This is a genomic window from Streptococcus sanguinis (assembly GCF_026781265.1).
GTDB lineage: Bacteria > Bacillota > Bacilli > Lactobacillales > Streptococcaceae > Streptococcus > Streptococcus sanguinis_T.
Genome location: NZ_JAKUVC010000005.1, coordinates 41421 through 59501 on the forward strand (window position 1 = coordinate 41421; position 18081 = coordinate 59501).

Genomic DNA, 18081 nt, shown 5'->3' on the forward strand with positions numbered 1-18081 from the left:
ATTAGGAGGGTATGATTATGCCGATTATAAGAAAAGTTCAAATGTATCTTTTGCTTCTGTTTTTCTCTTTGAGCGGTGTCTTGCCAAGTCAGATTGTTTTTGCGGAATAGTCGCAGAACGGGGAGATAAGTGATACAGTGCTGTCCAATCTCTATCTGGTAGACTCTTCCCTGCAAAAAGTTGGTTTGTCCATCAATGATTTTACGTCATTAAACCGGAAAGACGACCAATTTTATAGGGATTTAAAAGAATATGTCAATGATGTGGCAAATCAACTGACAGTCGATAAAGAAGCGATGGAGGAAAAGGAAAAAGCTAAGAACATGGCCAATCAATGGAACTATGCTTTTGAGATGGCCAAGTTAAACATGGGTCGCGATGCCAATGCGACTACTCTTGAAAAAGAGACGGCCTATATGTATTTGTCTCACTTCGTGGATATCAAGACAGGTGTTTTAGAGAAAGTCGTACCAGAGTATTCTAACGAAACCTACTTCAGTTCCTGGATTGTCAATGACGACAGGCGCACTTACGATACCTATCTAAGAGGGGTTCAGAGGGGAGAACTGATTTATAATACTATCAATACCGTTAAAACCCTAAAAGATAGCGCTGATTTATTGAAGGAGGCTGTCAATATAGAAGAACTTGATTTGACTGCTTCGCAGACAGCACTTAGAGCATCTCATTTGATAATACAAGCTGGTAGAAGTGGAGTAGATTTAAGAAATCAAGTGGACACCTTTAAAACCTTATATAATTCTTCCTCAAATTTAAGGGAACTAATCGCAGCCTTGAATAAAAGTCTTGACTTGGAAAAATATGACGAATACTATAGGAATAGTGTGGTAGACTTACTCTTCAATGCTGTTTCCTCCGTAACAATCGGAGTAGACAGCTATGTTCTGTCAAGTCTGGGAGTTATGCCGCAAGGACTCTTCTTCATGGTCGCCAAGGATTTGATTGACAAATACCGTTGGATTTCGCTGATTCAGTACAATGGCATGCGGGTCAGCAAGCGGATGCTCCGATACTATGGTGTTGACTGGTGATAAGCAATTTGCAAGACCATGTGAGCCAATAAAAGGTGAGAAACCCGAATATCATACGGCTTGATATTCGGGTTTTTGGAAAGGTAAAGAGAAAATGAAGCTGAAAAAAGAAAAATGTCGGCACCAGCTGTTTGACTATGAGGCCGACTATGTCATCTGCCCGGTCTGCGGTGAGCCTATTGCGGAGAATATACCGAATAATCCCAATTTCAAGCTGCAGATGATTCGGCGGAGTCGGAAGTATAAAAGATTTTTAAGGTGGAAAAAAGGTTATTTCTTTTTCTTGTTTTTAATATTATTTTTAATGTTATTCATTATCTTCAATTATCAATTCTTGGATAGTTTAGTGATTAAGAGCTACGGGATTACAGGTATTGATTCTTTTGAGCCTATTCTCAAATGGAGCTTCTATCCCTTCAAAGATGTTGTAGAGACAGCGGCCGTCCTCACTTTTATTCTTGCAGGACCTCAGCTTGATAGACGAGAATGGCTGAGACGCTGGCATCTTCAAAAGCATGCACATTACTATTTGGCATCATATCTGTATCCAGTAATCAGAGTAGCAAATTATATTCTGTTAATTTATCTAGGCAGTGAATTTTGGAGTAAGCTTATTTATTTAGAAGAGATGGACTTGTTGAATTATCACTTAGATGGCCAGGAACTGATTTACGCCAGTATGGTCTATGCCAAGGAGAATCTTCGCGGCCTCTACATTGTGCTGGGCCTTAATTTTCTTGCAGACTGCTGGCTCTTTTTCTACCAGCGCTTGGCTATACGGGTTAATCGATTTTAGGATTCAGGAAAGAGAGTAGATATGAAAAAAAACAAAATGCCGCCACCAACTGTTTGACTATGAAGCCGACTATGTCATTTGTACGGCCTGCCTCTTTCTGCCTCTGCTCTTTCCTTGCCATATCGGTCTTTGGGTAGCAGTGATTGGAATTTTGGCGACCTAAATCCTGCCCGGCTTTCTCAGTAATCCCAATCACGATTTTGTCTCGGCTGATCTCAGCCCCACCGATTTTCCTCATTTGATTGAGCGGCTGTTTCTTCTGGACATTATCACTTTTGGGTAGAAGTTGATTGGGCTTTCCGAGCATTTCGGCAATGAAAATTTCTCCCCCCTGTCTGTCCTTCTGCCCTACACTCCTTGTAACAAGCTAGAACGTAGATTTTCAATGAGGTTTCTGCTTATAGAGGTAGCACTTCCGATTCTAAGCTTGATAGCTAGCCTGCTGTTCTTTTCTGCTCATGCTCTGGCAACGGTCGGGCTGGCTTTCTTGGTTACAGCTGCGATAATGGTTTATTTTGTCCGTTTTAATCTGACTGGTAAAGCCTAACCCTAAAAAGGGACAGTTTGCGGCTGTTTCTTTTTTTGCTGTCGGTGTGTTTTTTCGTGGTTAGAAAAATAGCTTCATTCTAAGTCACAATGGAAAAACAATTTTTCTTTGTTTTGAAAAAACATGAAAAAATGCTATAATAGGTTAGATATGCGAATCTTTGGTTTGCAAGACTGTAATTCGACTTGGCTAGCCAAGGACCGTTAGTAATAAAATAAAGAATCTTTGATAAAAGTGAGGTTCTGAAAATTGAATAGGAGAAAAAATGAGCAAGAGCAATATTAAACTGATTGCTTTGGGCGGCGTACGTGAAAATGGGAAAAACCTCTACGTTGCCGAAGTGGATGATTCCATTTTTGTATTGGATGTTGGGCTGAAGTACCCAGAAAATGAGCAGTTGGGTGTGGATTATGTCGTTCCCAACATGGACTATTTGTTTGAAAACAAGAAGCGGATTGCGGGTGTCTTTCTGACACACGGGCACGCAGATGCTATTGGTGCTCTACCTAATCTTTTGGCAGATGCTAAGGTGCCGGTTTTTGGATCAGAGTTGACGATTGAGCTGGCTAAGCTCTTTGTCAAGAATAACGATGCAGTTAAGAAGTTCAATGATTTCCATGTGATTGATGAAAATACCGAGATTGAATTTGGCAAAACCGTGGTTTCCTTCTTCCGGACGACCCACTCGATTCCTGAGAGTTTGGGAATTGTCATCAAGACCAGAAAAGGCAGCATCGTTTATACAGGTGACTTCAAGTTTGATCAGTCTGCCAACCCGTCCTACGCGACAGACTTTGGCCGTCTGGCTGAGATTGGCCGTGAGGGCGTTCTGGCCTTGCTCAGTGATTCAGCCAATGCGGACAGTAGCGTTCAAGTGGCTAGTGAGAGCGAGGTTGGCAAGGAAATCGAAGATACGATTGCTGACTGGGATGGCCGCGTGATTGTTGCGGCGGTTGCCAGCAACTTGTCTCGTATCCAGCAGGTCTTTGATGCAGCTGCTGAGACTGGCCGCCGAGTGGTTTTGACAGGTTTTGACATTGAAAATATCGTCCGTACGGCTATCCGCCTCAAGAAGCTGTCCTTGGTGGACGAACGCCTCTTGATCAAGCCCAAGGAAATGTCTAAGTTTGAAGACCATGAATTGATTATCTTGGAGACTGGCCGGATGGGTGAGCCTATCAATGGCCTGCGTAAGATGTCAATCGGCCGTCACCGCTATGTGGAAATCAAGGAAGGTGATTTGATTTACATCGTAACAACGCCTTCTATTGCCAAGGAAGCGGTCGTGGCTCGTGTAGAAAATATGATTTATCAGGCTGGGGGCATTGTCAAGCTGATTACCCAAAACCTGCGGGTTTCGGGTCACGCAAATGCGCGTGATTTGCAGCTCATGATTAACCTGTTGCAGCCTAAGTACCTCTTCCCGATTCAGGGTGAGTACCGTGGCTTGGATGCTCATGCTAAGGCTGCCATGGAAGTTGGCATGCTGCCGGAAAATATCTTCATTCCTAAGCGGGGCAGCATCATGGAATACGACCATGGTGATTTTGTGCCTGCTGGTGCAGTATCAGCTGGAGATGTCATGATTGATGGGAATGCGATTGGTGATGTGGGCAATATCGTCCTGCGCGACCGCAAGGTCTTGTCTGAAGATGGTATTTTCATTGTGGCACTCACAGTTAACCGTAAGGAAAAGAAAATCATTTCCAAGGCTAAAGTACACACCCGTGGATTTGTCTATGTCAAGAAGAGCAGAGATATTTTGCGTGAAAGCTCTGACATTATCAATAAAACCGTAGAAGACTATCTGGCGCAGGATAGCTTTGACTGGGGCGAGCTGAAGGGTGCTGTCCGTGACAGTCTGGCCAAATATCTCTTTGACCAAACTAAGCGTCGTCCAGCTATTTTGCCGGTCGTTATGGAAGTGCGGTAAAAATCTCAACACAAATACAAGAAAAGTCGGGCTTCGGCTTTTTCTTGTCAGGAAGATACGAAGGAGAAATGCGAATGGCAGTGATGAAAATAGAGTATTATTCTGAGGCTTTGGAGATGGAATGGGGCGTTAATGTCCTCTATCCGGATGCAGCTCGCGTAGACAAGCCAGATGATAAGGACATTCCTGTTTTGTACCTGCTTCATGGTATGAACGGTAATCACAATAGCTGGCTCAAGCGCTCAAATATTGAGCGTCTGGTTCGCTCGACGAATCTGATTGTTGTCATGCCTAATACCAGCAACGGCTGGTACACCGATACTCAGTACGGTTTTAACTATTACGAAGCCATTGCTGAGGAGCTGCCTCGGGTGCTCAAGCGCTTTTTCCCAAATATGTCAGATAAGCGGGAGAAGAATTTTATCGCAGGCCTTTCCATGGGCGGATACGGAGCCTTTAAGCTAGCTCTCAAGTCTAACCGCTTTTCATACGCGGCTAGTCTTTCTGGGGCTTTGAGTTTTCTTGATGCTCGTCCGGATAATGCTGAAATGGCATCGCCAGCCTATTTGCGAGGAGTTTTTGGAGACTATAAAGACTGGACCAGCAGCCCTCACTCGCTGGAAAGTATAGCCAAGCAATCTGATAAAAAGATTAAGCTTTGGGCTTGGTGTGGTGAAGAAGACTTTCTCTACAAGGCTAATCAGGAGGCAGTGAAAAACCTGCAAGACTTGGGCTTGGAGATTACTTACATCCACAGTCCAGGTAAGCATGAGTGGTATTACTGGGAAAAGCAGATGGAGAATGTACTGGCCTGGCTTCCTATTGACTTCCAGCTGGAAGAGCGCCTGTCGTAAAAATAGATTGTAAAGTCGTATTCTGCCCTCAGAGTATGATATAATGATTACGTTTGAAAATCGGAGTGGGAATGATTCCCCGAAATACAAATAGGAGAATGGAACTTTGACAAAAGCGATTCGAGTGCGTTATGCACCAAGTCCGACTGGACTATTACACATCGGAAATGCGCGGACTGCGCTCTTTAACTACCTCTATGCTCGTCACTATGGTGGAATCTTCATTATCCGTATCGAGGATACAGACCGCAAGCGCCATGTAGAAGACGGAGAACGCTCACAGCTTGAAAACTTGCGCTGGTTGGGTATTGACTGGGATGAAAGTCCTGAGACTCACGAGAACTACCGCCAGTCTGAGCGATTGGATATTTACCAAAAATACGTCAATGAACTCTTGGAAAAGGGCTTAGCTTACAAGTCCTATGTGACCGAGGAAGAATTAGCAGCTGAACGCGAACGTCAGGAAGCGGCTGGTGAAACACCGCGTTATATCAATGAGTTTCTAGGCATGTCAGAGGAAGAAAAGGCAGTCTATATCGCTGAGCGCGAAGCAGCGGGGATTATTCCAACGGTTCGTCTGGCTGTCAATGAAGCTGGTGTCTACAAGTGGACTGACATGGTCAAGGGCGACATTGAGTTTGAAGGCGGCAATATCGGTGGTGACTGGGTTATCCAGAAGAAAGACGGCTACCCAACTTACAACTTTGCTGTTGTTATTGATGACCATCTGATGGAAATCTCTCACGTTATTCGTGGAGATGACCACATTGCCAACACACCTAAGCAGCTCATGGTTTATGAAGCTCTGGGCTGGGAAGCTCCAGAATTTGGCCATATGACCCTGATTATCAACTCTGAAACAGGCAAGAAACTGTCCAAGCGCGATACCAATACCTTGCAATTTATCGAGGATTATCGCAAGAAAGGCTACCTGCCAGAAGCAGTCTTTAACTTTATTGCACTGCTGGGCTGGAATCCTGGTGGCGAGCATGAGATTTTCTCTCGCCAAGAGTTGATTGAGCTCTTTGATGAAAAACGTCTCAGCAAGTCCCCAGCTGCCTTTGACCAGAAGAAACTGGACTGGATGAACAACGAATACATCAAGAATGCAGATTTTGACACAATATTCGCTCTGGCTAAGCCATACCTGGAAGAAGCGGGCCGTTTGACAGATAAGGCAGAAAAGCTTGTGGAGCTCTACAAACCACAAATGAAGTCTGTAGACGAAATCGTGCCGCTGACAGACCTCTTCTTTGCGGACTTTCCAGAGTTGACAGATGCGGAGCGTGAGGTCATGGCTGGTGAAACGGTACCGACTGTGTTGACCGCCTTTAAAGAAAAGTTAGAAGCCATGTCTGATGCAGATTTTGTGACGGAAAACATCTTCCCTCAAATCAAGGCTGTCCAAAAAGAGACAGGAATCAAGGGCAAAAACCTCTTTATGCCGATTAGAATTGCCGTTTCGGGTGAAATGCATGGACCAGAGCTGCCAGATACGATTTATCTATTAGGCCGCGAAAAATCCATCCAGCATATCGAAAACATGCTGAATCAAATTCAATAAGATAAACCAGCTTTCGAGCTGGTTTTTACTTTGCAAATTTTTATTTTTATGTCACAATTGTAATAAGAAAATACCTTAAGGAGATAAAAATGAAAAAATGGATCATCATCTTGGTTGTAGGACTAGCAGCCATACTCGTGCTAGTAACCTGTAACCAAAAGAAAGAGCAGACGAATCCTGCTTCCAACAATTCTAAAGTAAGTTCGACTAGTTCTGCATCTTCTAAAAAGTCTGAAAGAGGGGCCAGTTCGAGCGAACTTGATGGTCAAGCGGATAATCAGGAAACTTCTGATACAGGCTCTCAGCAGAATTCGGAAACTGAAGCTGAAAAGTCTGCCAAGGAAGCTAGCAAAGGGGAGAAAGAGACGGCATCAACTTCTAGTTTGGATATGAAGGCTATTGCTTCTGGAGATTTTTCCAGCATGATTGGTACTTGGCAGGATGCAAAAGGGAACAGTTATACATTTGATGCGTCAGGTATTGAGTCAGATGTTACCAAGCTTGAGACAGGAGATTACTCTGGGCCAGATGAAAATGGAATTTACCGAGCAGGGATTCGTTGGAAAAACCAAACCGGTGCTGCCTTTCTTATAATCCCAGCAGGAAAGAGCCTGCCAGCTGGGGAGACTGTCAATGGAACGGATCCGACTGATACCAGTCAAGATCGCTTTATCATTACTCAAAGCGTTTCCGAACATCCTGATGTTTTTTATCGCGTAAAATAAGGAGTCTTGACAGACTCTTTTTTTTCTTATTTTGAGTCCAGTATATAATATATTGATTTTGAATAAAAATTGATAAAACGTTTTTATTTTAATAAATATTAAATTTCCTCTTGACATTAGCATTTTCATACAGTAGAATGTTTAAAAATAAAATGTAGAAGGATAGAGGTAATCGCATGGTTAAAGAGAAAGTCATTTTAGCGTATTCCGGCGGCTTGGACACTTCGGTGGCCATTACTTGGCTGGACAAGGATTATGATGTGATCGCGGTCTGTATGGACGTAGGTGAAGGAAATGATTTGGATTTCATTCATGATAAGGCGCTGAAAGTTGGCGCTATCGAATCACATGTTATTGATGTTAAAGACGAGTTTGCGGAAGACTACGTCTTGGTTGCTCTGCAAGGACACACCTTCTACGAACGAAAATATCCTCTAGTGTCCGCTCTGAGCCGACCTTTGATTTCTAAGAAATTGGTTGAAATTGCCCACAAGACAGGGGCGACGACCATTGCCCATGGCTGTACCGGAAAAGGAAACGATCAGGTTCGTTTTGAAGTCGCTATCGCCTCCTTGGATCCCAGTCTCAAGGTGATTGCTCCAGTTCGGGAATGGAAATGGTCTCGGGAAGAAGAGATTAATTACGCCAAAGCTAATGGTGTGCCAATTCCAGCAGATCTGGATAGCCCTTACTCAGTCGATCAAAACCTTTGGGGACGGGCCAATGAGTGTGGTGTCTTAGAAAATCCTTGGAATGAAGCACCGGAAGACGCCTATGATTTGACGGTTGCGCCAGAAGCAGCGCCAGACAGCCCAGTCTATGTAAATATTGACTTTGAGGCGGGTGTGCCAGTTGCTTTAGATGGCAAAAAGATGAAGCTGGCAGACTTGATCCTTAAGCTGAATGACCTCGCTGGACAGCACGGTGTTGGACGGATTGACCATGTGGAAAATCGTCTGGTAGGAATTAAGTCTCGGGAAATTTATGAATGCCCTGGTGCGGTGACTCTCTTGGCTGCCCACAAGGAAATTGAGGATCTAACTCTAGTCAGAGAACTGGCTCATTTCAAGCCGATTATCGAAAACGAACTGTCCAATCTCATCTACAATGGCCTTTGGTTTAATCCAGCGACAGAAGCTCTGATTGCCTATCTCAAGTCCACTCAGCAGGTGGTCAATGGCACAGCTAAAGTGAAGCTTTACAAGGGGTCTGCGACAGTCGTAGCGCGTAAGTCTGACAATTCTCTCTATGATGAAAGTCTGGCCACTTATACCAGTGCAGATACCTTTGACCAGGATGCCGCGATTGGTTTTATCAAGCTATGGGGCCTTCCGTCTAAGGTTCACGCAGAGGTTCAGGCTCACAAAGACAAATAGAAAGGGGCCTTCCTATGGCGAATCATAAACTGTGGGGCGGACGTTTTGAAGCCTCTCTGGAAGGATGGGTAGAGGAGTTTGGTGCCAGCATTGGCTTTGACTATCGTCTGGCTTCTTATGATCTAGAGGGCAGCCTAGCCCATGTCAAAATGTTGGGGCAGACAGGAATCATTGCTCCAGAGGAAGCGGCTGCTATTCAGGCAGGCTTGGAAAAGCTGTTGGCGCGTCATGAGTCTGGAGAGCTTGAGTTTGATGTGCGTAATGAAGATATTCACATGAATATGGAGGCTCTTCTGACCGAGGAGATTGGGTCAGTAGCTGGCAAGCTTCATACGGCTCGCTCCCGTAATGACCAGGTGGCGACAGATATGCACCTTTATCTCAAGGATCAGCTCGGTCAGATTGCGGAGAAACTCTTTAATTTGCGACAGGTGCTGCTGGACTTGGCAGAAGAGCATGTAGAGACCATCATGCCAGGCTATACCCATCTGCAGCATGCTCAGCCGATTAGCTTTGCCCATCATCTGCTGGCCTATTATCAGATGTTCAGCCGTGATAGTCAGCGCTTTGCCTTTAATCTGGAGCATACGGATTTGTCTCCTTTAGGAGCAGCGGCTCTGGCGGGGACAACGTTTCCGATTGATAGAGAGCTGACGGCTGATTTATTGGGCTTCAAAGGACTTTACCACAATTCCTTGGATGCGGTAAGTGATCGGGACTTTATCTTGGAGTTTCTATCTAACAGCAGTATTCTCATCATGCATCTGTCTCGTCTCTGCGAGGAGCTGATTAACTGGTGCAGCTATGAATACGGCTTTGTCAGCCTGTCAGATACCTTTAGCACTGGATCCTCCATTATGCCGCAAAAGAAAAATCCGGACATGGCAGAGTTGATTCGGGGCAAGAGCGGCCGGATCTATGGCCATCTCTTCAGTCTTCTGACGGTTATGAAATCAATGCCCTTGGCTTACAATAAGGACCTGCAGGAAGACAAGGAAGGTATGTTCGATACAGTAGATACCATTCAAAAATCACTGGATATTATGGCGGGTATGCTGTCTAGTATGACAGTAAACAAAGAAAAAATGCTGGTTTCAACTCAGCAAGACTTCTCCAATGCGACGGAGTTGGCTGATTATCTGGCCAAGAAAGGACTGCCTTTCCGAGAAGCCCATGAGATTGTCGGAAAGTTGGTGCTGGAATGCAGCAAGGCAAGCTATTATCTACAGGATATTCCGCTGAGCCGCTATCAGGAAGTGTCGTCGCTGATTGAGGGAGATATTTATCAAGCGCTCGAATCACAAACGGCTGTACAAAAGCGGAATTCCCTTGGCGGGACAGGATTTGCACAGATTCGTCAGGAGTTGGAAAGAGCGAAGAAACAGCTGAAAAAGGGATAAGATATAGGGAACATCGCAAGGAAATTGCGGTGTTTTTAAGTGAATAAACCTTTTAAATATTTGCAAAAACAGCGTCATAGCGGCTCTTATTGGCATTTTCGAAAAATATGGTATAATAGATATAATTTTGGTGGATGGAGTTGAGTTTTGAGAAAAAACTATCGCGTCAAGAGCGAAAAAGATTTTAATGCGATTTTTAAAAAAGGTCAAAGTTTTGCTAATCGAAAATTTGTCGTTTACATGTTAGAAAATGAGCAAAAGCATTTTCGAGTAGGAATTTCCGTCAGTAAAAAGCTGGGGAATGCAGTGGTTCGTAATCGTATTAAAAGAAAAATTCGCCATGTCTTGATGCAGCATCAAAAACAGTTAGTCCAGGCAGACTTCGTGGTTATCGCTCGCAAAGGGGTAGAAGAGCTGGACTACCACCAAGTTGAACAAAATTTATTGCATGTATTAAAAATTGCTAAACTTTATCAGGAAGGATTCATTTGTGAAACAGAAAAGTAAATTAGGGATTTTGCTGGTTGCCTCGCTGCTCTTTCTCACAGCTTGCGGAACCAGTCAAGTAACGGCCGATTCAAATGGCTTCTGGGAGAAGTTGGTCTATTTCTTTGCGGACACCATTCGTTTTCTATCCTTTGGTGGAAGCAAGGGGATTGGGATTATTCTCTTTACCTTGATTATCCGGACAGTTCTCCTGCCGGTCTTCCAATTCCAGACGACTTCTTCGCGCAAGCTGCAGGAAGTACAGCCGCATATCAAGCGCCTGCAGGAAAAGTATCCTGGTAAGGATATGGAGAGCAGAACAGCCTTGGCTGAGGAAACTCAAAAGCTCTACAAAGAAAAGGGTGTCAATCCTTATGCCTCATTCATTCCGCTCTTTATCCAGATGCCAGTGCTCTTGGCTCTGTTTCAAGCCCTGACTCGGGTTGATTTTATGAAGACAGGTCACTTCCTCTGGCTCAATCTAGGAGCGACAGATCCGACCTTTATTCTTCCGCTGTTAGCGGCTCTCTTCACTTTCCTCAGTACGTGGCTTTCAAACAAAGCCTTGCCTGAGAGAAATGGCGGGATGACAGTCATGATGTACCTGTTGCCAGTTGCGATTTTCTTTTTTGCCTTCTATGCAGCGAGTGGGGTAGCCCTCTACTGGGCGGTCTCAAATGCTTATCAGGTGGTTCAGACTTTGCTGTTGAGCAATCCTTTTAAAATCATTGCCGAGCGGGAAGCTAAGGAACGATCAGAGCGTCAATTGGAACAGAAAAAGAAACGTGCCCTGAAAAAAGCACAGAAAAAGAAAAAGTAAGTAAGAAGGAGGACTCTTGCAATGGTTATTTTTACAGGAGCAAGTGTTGAAGAAGCCATTCAAAATGGTTTGAAAACGTTGGATATTCCACGTATGAGAGCGCATATCACTGTTATTTCACGTGAGAAAAAAGGCTTTTTAGGTCTGTTTGGCAAGAAACCAGCTCAGGTGGATGTCGAGCCGATTGCTGAGACGACAGTTGTCAAGGCCAATCAAAAGGCTGTAAAAGGTGTTCCCGAAGAGATTAATGCTCAGAATGAGCCTGTGCAGTCTGTCAGTGAAGCGACGGTTGATTTGGGCCGTGTGGTAGCTGCCATCAAGAAGGTCGAAGGAGAAGGTGAAGTTATCTCAGATGAGGTCAAGGCTGAAATTCTCAAAAATGACAAGCAAGCCAATACGATTTTAGAAGAGACTGGCACTATTGATCTTCTCAAGACCAACCAAGCTATTGATGAGTCAATTGCTCAAGCAGAAGCGGACGATAGCAAGGTTATCTCTTTTGAACAAGCGGCTAAAGACAAGGCTGAGCCGACAGAAACAGAAGAAAGCTCTTTTGCTGACTTAGGCATCCAAGTTGAAGCAGACTATGATATTGAAGAAGTAGTTGAAAACGTAACGAACTATGTTCAGAAAATTGTTGATGAGATGGATGTTGAAGCGGGCATTTCCAGCAGCCACAACCGCCGAACTATCAACATGCAGATTGATACCAATGAACCGGGGCGCGTGATTGGCTACCACGGAAAAGTCTTGAAAGCTCTGCAGCTATTAGCGCAAAACTATCTTTATAACCGATACTCTAAGAGCTTTTATATTTCCATTAATGTCAATGACTATGTTGAGCATCGGGCAGAAGTGCTGCAAAGCTATGCGCAGAAACTGGCTCAGCGGGCTTTGGAAGACCGACGCGGTCAGCACACAGACCCTATGTCTAACAGCGAGCGCAAAATTATCCACCGCATCATATCTCGCATCGATGGCGTAACTAGCTATTCCGAAGGCGACGAGCCTAACCGCTATGTCGTTGTGGATATTGACAGTGAATAAAAAGAAAGCCAGCAGAGATGCTGGTTTTTGTAGTAATAAACCAGGAGAAAGAATTATGAAGAAGAGAATTTTTCTAATCATTTTAGGGTTAGCATTACTTGCTGCCTGTGGTCAAAAGAAAATAGAGAATCAGGATAATACTCCTGATTCGAGTAAGCGTACATTGGACAAAGAGCAAAAGAGTTCTTCGATTTCAGTAGAACAAGATGAAAAATTATATGCTTCGACTTTGGATAAATTAACAAAAGATACTTCTGAAGGCCGTGCGCAGATATACACATTCTATGATATTGATAAAAATGGGACGAATGAATTAATCACAGGACATCATTCTGACGGGGCTTATTATTTAGCGGCTATTTATTATTTGAATCAAGGAACATCAACTTATTTAGCTCAATCAAAAGTAGCTTCAGCAGGTGGAAGTCGAGAAAGCGCCACAATATATACAGATGGAACAGTCTTTTATGCTCAATGGCACTCTCTAAGTCCTGATGCTAAGGGTTATCTTTATCGACTGAGATCTGATAATAGTGGTATAGATGTGCTAAAAGAAGCAGATTTTCAAATAGCAGGTGTAGATTCAAATTCTGAAAAAAGCGTAGATTCAGTTTTTGGGTTAGCTTCTAAAAAAGAAATTGATTTAGCTTCGTTGACTTGGAAAGATATTGAATCTTATCAATCAAAAAGCTCTGTAGGAGCAGAGGACAATCCAGAAATTTCAACTCAAATGGATTTATCAAGCATTCAAAACGGTGATTTCTCAAGTATTGAAGGTACGTGGAAAAATGGAAATGGAGAAGAGTTGACCTTTGATAAAAATGGTTTGGTGACTAATGGGCTAAAATTAGGAAATCAGTTTAAAATAGTCAACTCCTATTTAGAGGGTGGCGTGTCCTATGGTGGTCCGCGTGCAGCGATATTATTTATTCCTGCTGGTATAGATATGTCTATGACTTTAGATAATCAAAAAATAATGGATGCTTCTAATCGTAAGAGGGACAGGATTCTTATTACGCAAAGTGTTAACGTTAATAACTCAGAAGTATTCTATTATAAAGAGTAAAAAAGAAAGGATTTTTATGTCACTTTTTCCAGCTATTGAAAGTTATCTGCCTCATCAAGGGGCTAAGTATATATCTCCAGACAAGGCAGGGCAGCTACGTGAGTCTATGTTGAAGTTGAGAGCTAAGGGTCAGGCAGCACGCAAAGAGTTTGCAGACTTGGTCAAGGATTTTCAGACCCTCTATTCTAAGCTGACCTTGGAGCGAACCAGCCAGTGGATGAATCAAGCGCAGATACTGCGGCCCCATTTTTGGAATTATCTTAAAGGCTATGGAGAAATTACAGAACCTATGTTCGCCCTGCGCTTGTATGGAACGGAAGAAGATTTCGGAGTGTCGCTGGAGGTGAGCTTCATGGAGCGCAAGAAAGATGAGTACAGCCTCAGCAAGCAAAATCGGGTCTTGGAGCTGCCCATTCAGTCGCCAGCTTACTATTTTGCTCAGATAGATGGTGTGAGTCAGCGTTTTGAAGGAACAGAGGAAAATCGCCAGTTCCTTACTCAGCAGCTAGCGGCCGGTCAGGTTCGTAAGGTCTTGGTCAAATACGATGTTCCTCTTTCTCAGGCAGCTTCAAGAGAGCAGGTGCTGTCCCAGCTGCAAGAGGCCATGACAGCTTTGATTCCCTTTTATGAAGCGACTCGGACTTTATGATTACGTTTACAAAGAGAAAGTTATTTAAGTAAGTATTGACAAAAGCCCTAGAATCATATAGAATAGTAAAGTATGTTTAGTAACTGATCACAACTAGCCGGCTAAACGAATACAAGAATCTAAGAGGAGGTATTCATCGTGAAACGTACTTATCAACCAAGTAAAATCCGTCGTGCGCGTAAACATGGTTTCCGCCACCGTATGTCAACTAAAAACGGTCGTCGTGTATTGGCAGCTCGCCGTCGTAAAGGACGCAAAGTTTTGGCTGCTTAATCCAAACGATTTATCAAGAAACCAGCGGAGACTCGAGACCGCTGGTTTTTTTGTCTTAAATTTACAGGTAAAAGTCGATAGACTGGCAGGAAAGTTCCTCTTTTTGGCCAGTGTCTTTATTTATGACCTCTGCATACCAATCCCCTTTGTGGCTAAATAGTTTGATAAATTGAACCTGAAGAGACTGTTGTTCATACTTAATTGGAAAAAATTCTTCCTGCCTGTGCAATAAAATATCTAGAATTATTCGCAATTGAGAGTTGTTGATTGTCTTTCTGACTTCTGGTTGAAGGATTTTCTCAATTTTTGCAATCTTGCTTAACTGCTGTTCTGAAATCGAGTTTTCAAATTTTTCTTTTAATTTTTGCAGGTCTATATCAAAAGGGCACATATTGTAGTTTTCCAGAGTCAGCATGGAAAAATACAAGGCAGAAATTTCATCTATGGAGAAAATAATAGGAGATAACAAATCGTTGCTAAGAATTTTATAACTGCCATTCCGGCCTAAGTCAGAATAAATCGGAATGCCTAGCGTTTCAAGGCTGGCAATATCACGAAGAGCAGTGCTTTTTGAAATATGATATCGATTCATAATATCTTTTAGATTGAATTGTCTTTTCTTGTTAAGAAAAATGAGCATATCGTTAATTCTTTGAGATTTATTCATGAGAAACTCCATATTTTTATTAAATGGTTTCAAAAAATGATACCTTTTTATATTATACTAGTTTTAGAGAAAATAATAAAGGAGTCAAATATGAATCAATATTTTAAGACCTTATTGGCAGAACAGACAGAAATGGCCCTAGCAACTTCTGTAAAGGATATCCCAAATGTAAGAATTGTGAATTTTTACTATGATGAGGAGACAAAGAAATTGTTCTTTATCTCATTTAAAAATAGTCAAAAAATTCAAGAGTTGGCAACCAATAATCGTATAGCTCTTACAACAATCCCGAAAGGTGAAGGGAGGTATATCCGAATTCAAGGGATAGTCAAAGAAAGCCAGCTTTCTATTGAGGAAATAAGAAGCGTTTTTGTCCAGAAGTACCCTTATTATCAAGATATTATTGAGCAGCATACCGACTCTTTGCAACTTTTTGAAGTATCTTTTTCTGATGCTTTCTTGGTCTTAGATAATAATCAAGTTGAGAAAATCAAACTATAAGGAGAAAATAGATGTGACTGGGCTGAAAATAGTGAGCTTGAGAGAAATTATCATGACCATGAATGGGGGCGACCTGTGCATGACGAGCATAAACTCTTTAAAATGTTGATTTTGGAAGGCCAGCAGGCGGGCTTGAGCTGGCAAACTATTTTGTCAAAAATGGATGCTATGACAGAGACTTATGAAAACTTTAATCCTGAAATTCTTGCCAACTTTGATGAGCAGAAGATTGAAGAATTGCTTAGTGATCAAAGAGTGATACGAAATAGGCTGAAAATAAAGGCAGTTATAAAAAATGCTAAAGCCTATTTAAAATTAAAAGAAGAATATGGTAGTTTGGATTCTTATATTTGGTCTTTTGTAGATAATGAGCCGATTGTTAATTCATGGTCCAGTATTAAAGAGGTGCCCGCTCGAACAAATCTATCCGATAAAATTAGCAAAGAACTCAAAAAGAAAGGTTTTTCCTTTGTTGGTTCTACGACTGTATATGCCTTTATGCAGTCCATTGGCATGGTCAATGATCATTTGCTGACCTGTGATTTTAGGATATAATTTTTTTCCTTTGAATGAGAAAGGTAAGCAGTCTATTATTGAATGCCGGTAAATGATGTAAAAAAGAGAATAAAACCAGAAAGAAATATATTTTCTTTCTGGTTTTTTGTGTATAGTTAAGTACAGTTGCTTATTTTGCCACTGGTAAAAGCATTGGATAAAGATAGCAGAGCAAGGTAAAGCTTATCAGGGCGTAAAAGATACCGATGCGAATGGCTTGGATAGGTTTATAGAAACGAATCAGGGTCAGTAGGCACCAAACCAAGAGAACTAGGATGAACCAAGCTGAAATCAAGCGCAGCGGTGTTGGTCCGTAGAGGTAGATGTAGATGCCAAATAATTTCCAGCCAGCTAGCAAGGCCAGCAGACCAGTAAAGATAAAGAGGATAGTAGCTGCGAATCGTGTTCCTTTCTGGTCCCAGAGTGGCTTTTTGGCAATCAGATAGAAGACGCCTAGGACTGCAAAGTTAAGGATAGATACTCGAACCAGCTGCCAGAAGCCAGCCATGGCAACGGTTGAAGCATTCTGTGGAGAAATAGCCTGAGCTACTGTTCCTGCGCTTAGGAGCTGACCGAGCTCACCCAGACCCGTCAGGAAGAAGACTGCATAGGTCAGGCAGAGGCTGCCGATGATAATGTAGGCTGCCAAAGCAGGGGCTACTCGCAAAGGACGGATACTTGCTTGAAATTTTTTGTAGCTAAGTTTAGTATCTTTTTTGCCTAACAGACTTCCGGCTAGGAGCCCATACAAGTAAAGACTGACGGGAACAGCCAGGAAGGCCTTGAAGAGAATCGTGCTGCTATCAAGACTTGAAAAGAGGGAGTCAAATAGATTCTCAATGAAATCAGCGGTATTGCTGAAGAAAGAGGCAAAGCTGTCTGAAACGTGACTCAGCTGGGACCAGACAAAGTAGACCAAGATTCCCGCGACAAAGAAGCTACTGACAATAATAGCGAGCTGTTGGGCTTTCTTTGAAGACAGACTGTCAGAGCTGTCGGAAGAGTCCTGCTGCTTGCCTTCTATAAAGACTAGAATAGCAGCAATGAAATTTTTAAAGGGCAGGATGCAGAAGGCTTGAATGGCATCAAACCAGACCAGGATCCCCAAACGCCCTTGGCTTAACCAGCCGGTGCGGGACAAAATATAGAAAGCGAATGAGATGTGGATGGCTAGAAATTGGAAAAATTCTAGCTGACGATGAAGCCCCCAGAGACTTAAAGCCAGAGCTTGAGCTAGCGTCATGATCAGAAAGCTTCGAGCCTCTAATCTGCTGTCAAGATTTTTTATCAGCAGAGATGGATAGGCTAATTTCCTGATTAAGGCCTCGCTTAATAATATAAGGCCGATTGCAAAAGGGAAAAAGGATGCAGTTTGATAATTAAAAAATACAGCAGAGTAAAAGTAGGTTAAGAGATAGAGGATTAGATAGCTGATTTTAAAGAATCGCAGTTGCTTGTCCTCTAGGCCTGTGAAGATGGTCTGTCGTTCTGCTTCTGCGAGCAGACAAGGCTGGACATTCATCTCTTCTTGTGCTGGATATTCCATGATTATTTCTCCTCCTCATCGTCAGGGATATACTCCAAAATATCGCCAGGCTGGCAGTCTAATTCACGGCAGAGAGCGTTGAGTGTTGAAAAGCGGACAGCCTTGGCTCGATTATTTTTTAGGATAGATAGATTGGCTGGTGTTAGGTCAATCAACTCTGCTAAACGGCCAGCACTGATGCGCTTTTGCGCCATGACAAGGTCTAAATTTATCTGAATCATAAG

General features: G+C 42.9%; 19 protein-coding genes and 1 pseudogene. 17 read left to right on the plus strand and 3 right to left on the minus strand.

The window, feature by feature from the left end:
• Positions 1-137 precede the first annotated feature (137 nt).
• The 15 genes from MK370_RS07565 to rpmH all read left to right on the plus strand — a co-directional run bounded on the left by MK370_RS07565 (position 138) and on the right by rpmH (position 14588).
• Positions 138-1052, plus strand: coding sequence for a hypothetical protein (locus MK370_RS07565; protein ID WP_268684797.1), 915 nt, complete (start codon positions 138-140; stop codon positions 1050-1052).
• 94 nt (positions 1053-1146) lie between these two features.
• Positions 1147-1848, plus strand: coding sequence for a hypothetical protein (locus tag MK370_RS07570; protein WP_268684798.1), 702 nt, complete (start codon positions 1147-1149; stop codon positions 1846-1848).
• A gap of 385 nt (positions 1849-2233) precedes the next feature.
• Positions 2234-2395, plus strand: a complete 162-nt coding sequence (locus MK370_RS07575; protein WP_002908616.1) for a hypothetical protein — start codon at positions 2234-2236, stop codon at positions 2393-2395.
• Positions 2396-2660: 265 nt separating this feature from the next.
• A complete protein-coding gene (locus tag MK370_RS07580) occupies positions 2661-4328 on the plus strand; it encodes a ribonuclease J (RefSeq protein ID WP_124764993.1) in 1668 nt (555 codons plus the stop codon).
• A 74-nt stretch (positions 4329-4402) separates the two neighbouring features.
• Positions 4403-5182, plus strand: coding sequence for an alpha/beta hydrolase (locus MK370_RS07585; RefSeq protein WP_268684799.1), 780 nt, complete (start codon positions 4403-4405; stop codon positions 5180-5182).
• Between the two features lie 106 nt (positions 5183-5288).
• Positions 5289-6746, plus strand: a complete 1458-nt coding sequence (gene gltX, locus MK370_RS07590) for a glutamate--tRNA ligase (RefSeq protein WP_268684800.1) — start codon at positions 5289-5291, stop codon at positions 6744-6746.
• Between the two features lie 89 nt (positions 6747-6835).
• Positions 6836-7471, plus strand: a complete 636-nt coding sequence (locus MK370_RS07595) for a DUF6287 domain-containing protein (protein ID WP_268684801.1) — start codon at positions 6836-6838, stop codon at positions 7469-7471.
• Positions 7472-7647: 176 nt separating this feature from the next.
• On the plus strand, positions 7648-8847 hold the full coding sequence (locus MK370_RS07600) for an argininosuccinate synthase (protein ID WP_268684802.1): 1200 nt from the start codon (positions 7648-7650) through the stop codon (positions 8845-8847).
• 14 nt (positions 8848-8861) lie between these two features.
• Positions 8862-10247 carry an argininosuccinate lyase gene (gene argH, locus MK370_RS07605; protein WP_268684803.1) on the plus strand — a complete coding sequence of 462 codons (1386 nt, stop codon included), beginning with the start codon at positions 8862-8864 and terminating at the stop codon, positions 10245-10247.
• Positions 10248-10394: 147 nt separating this feature from the next.
• Positions 10395-10754: a ribonuclease P protein component gene (gene rnpA, locus MK370_RS07610; RefSeq protein ID WP_268684804.1), complete on the plus strand. Its 360-nt coding sequence runs from the start codon at positions 10395-10397 to the stop codon at positions 10752-10754.
• A complete protein-coding gene (locus tag MK370_RS07615; RefSeq protein ID WP_268684805.1) occupies positions 10738-11553 on the plus strand; it encodes a membrane protein insertase YidC in 816 nt (271 codons plus the stop codon). The genes rnpA and MK370_RS07615 overlap by 17 nt, the downstream gene beginning before the upstream one ends.
• Before the next feature lie 21 nt (positions 11554-11574).
• Entirely contained in the window at positions 11575-12600 is a 1026-nt protein-coding gene (gene jag / locus MK370_RS07620) for an RNA-binding cell elongation regulator Jag/EloR (RefSeq protein WP_268684806.1), read from the plus strand.
• On the plus strand, positions 12572-13666 hold the full coding sequence (locus tag MK370_RS07625) for a DUF6287 domain-containing protein (RefSeq protein ID WP_268684807.1): 1095 nt from the start codon (positions 12572-12574) through the stop codon (positions 13664-13666). Before jag ends, MK370_RS07625 begins: the two co-directional genes overlap by 29 nt.
• Before the next feature lie 16 nt (positions 13667-13682).
• A complete protein-coding gene (locus tag MK370_RS07630; RefSeq protein ID WP_268684808.1) occupies positions 13683-14315 on the plus strand; it encodes an HI_0552 family protein in 633 nt (210 codons plus the stop codon).
• 138 nt (positions 14316-14453) lie between these two features.
• The gene (gene rpmH, locus MK370_RS07635; protein ID WP_002893904.1) at positions 14454-14588 is read left to right on the plus strand and encodes a 50S ribosomal protein L34; all 135 of its coding nucleotides are present in this window, start codon (positions 14454-14456) and stop codon (positions 14586-14588) included.
• 61 nt (positions 14589-14649) lie between these two features.
• On the opposite strand, the gene MK370_RS07640 is transcribed toward rpmH, so the two are convergent.
• A complete protein-coding gene (locus MK370_RS07640) occupies positions 14650-15267 on the minus strand; it encodes a helix-turn-helix transcriptional regulator (RefSeq protein ID WP_268684877.1) in 618 nt (205 codons plus the stop codon).
• A gap of 24 nt (positions 15268-15291) precedes the next feature.
• Here MK370_RS07640 and MK370_RS07645 point away from each other — a divergent pair, with 24 nt between their 5' ends.
• Together MK370_RS07645 and MK370_RS07650 are read left to right on the plus strand one after the other, a co-directional pair.
• Positions 15292-15756, plus strand: coding sequence for a pyridoxamine 5'-phosphate oxidase family protein (locus MK370_RS07645; protein ID WP_268684809.1), 465 nt, complete (start codon positions 15292-15294; stop codon positions 15754-15756).
• A 9-nt stretch (positions 15757-15765) separates the two neighbouring features.
• Positions 15766-16311 (plus strand): annotated as a pseudogene (locus MK370_RS07650) (DNA-3-methyladenine glycosylase I); the annotation flags it as partial.
• A gap of 130 nt (positions 16312-16441) precedes the next feature.
• On the opposite strand, the gene MK370_RS07655 reads toward MK370_RS07650, so the two are convergent.
• Positions 16442-17857, minus strand: a complete 1416-nt coding sequence (locus tag MK370_RS07655; RefSeq protein WP_268684810.1) for a DUF4153 domain-containing protein — start codon at positions 17855-17857, stop codon at positions 16442-16444.
• 2 nt (positions 17858-17859) lie between these two features.
• A complete protein-coding gene (locus tag MK370_RS07660; protein ID WP_002899126.1) occupies positions 17860-18078 on the minus strand; it encodes a helix-turn-helix domain-containing protein in 219 nt (72 codons plus the stop codon).
• Positions 18079-18081 lie beyond the last annotated feature (3 nt).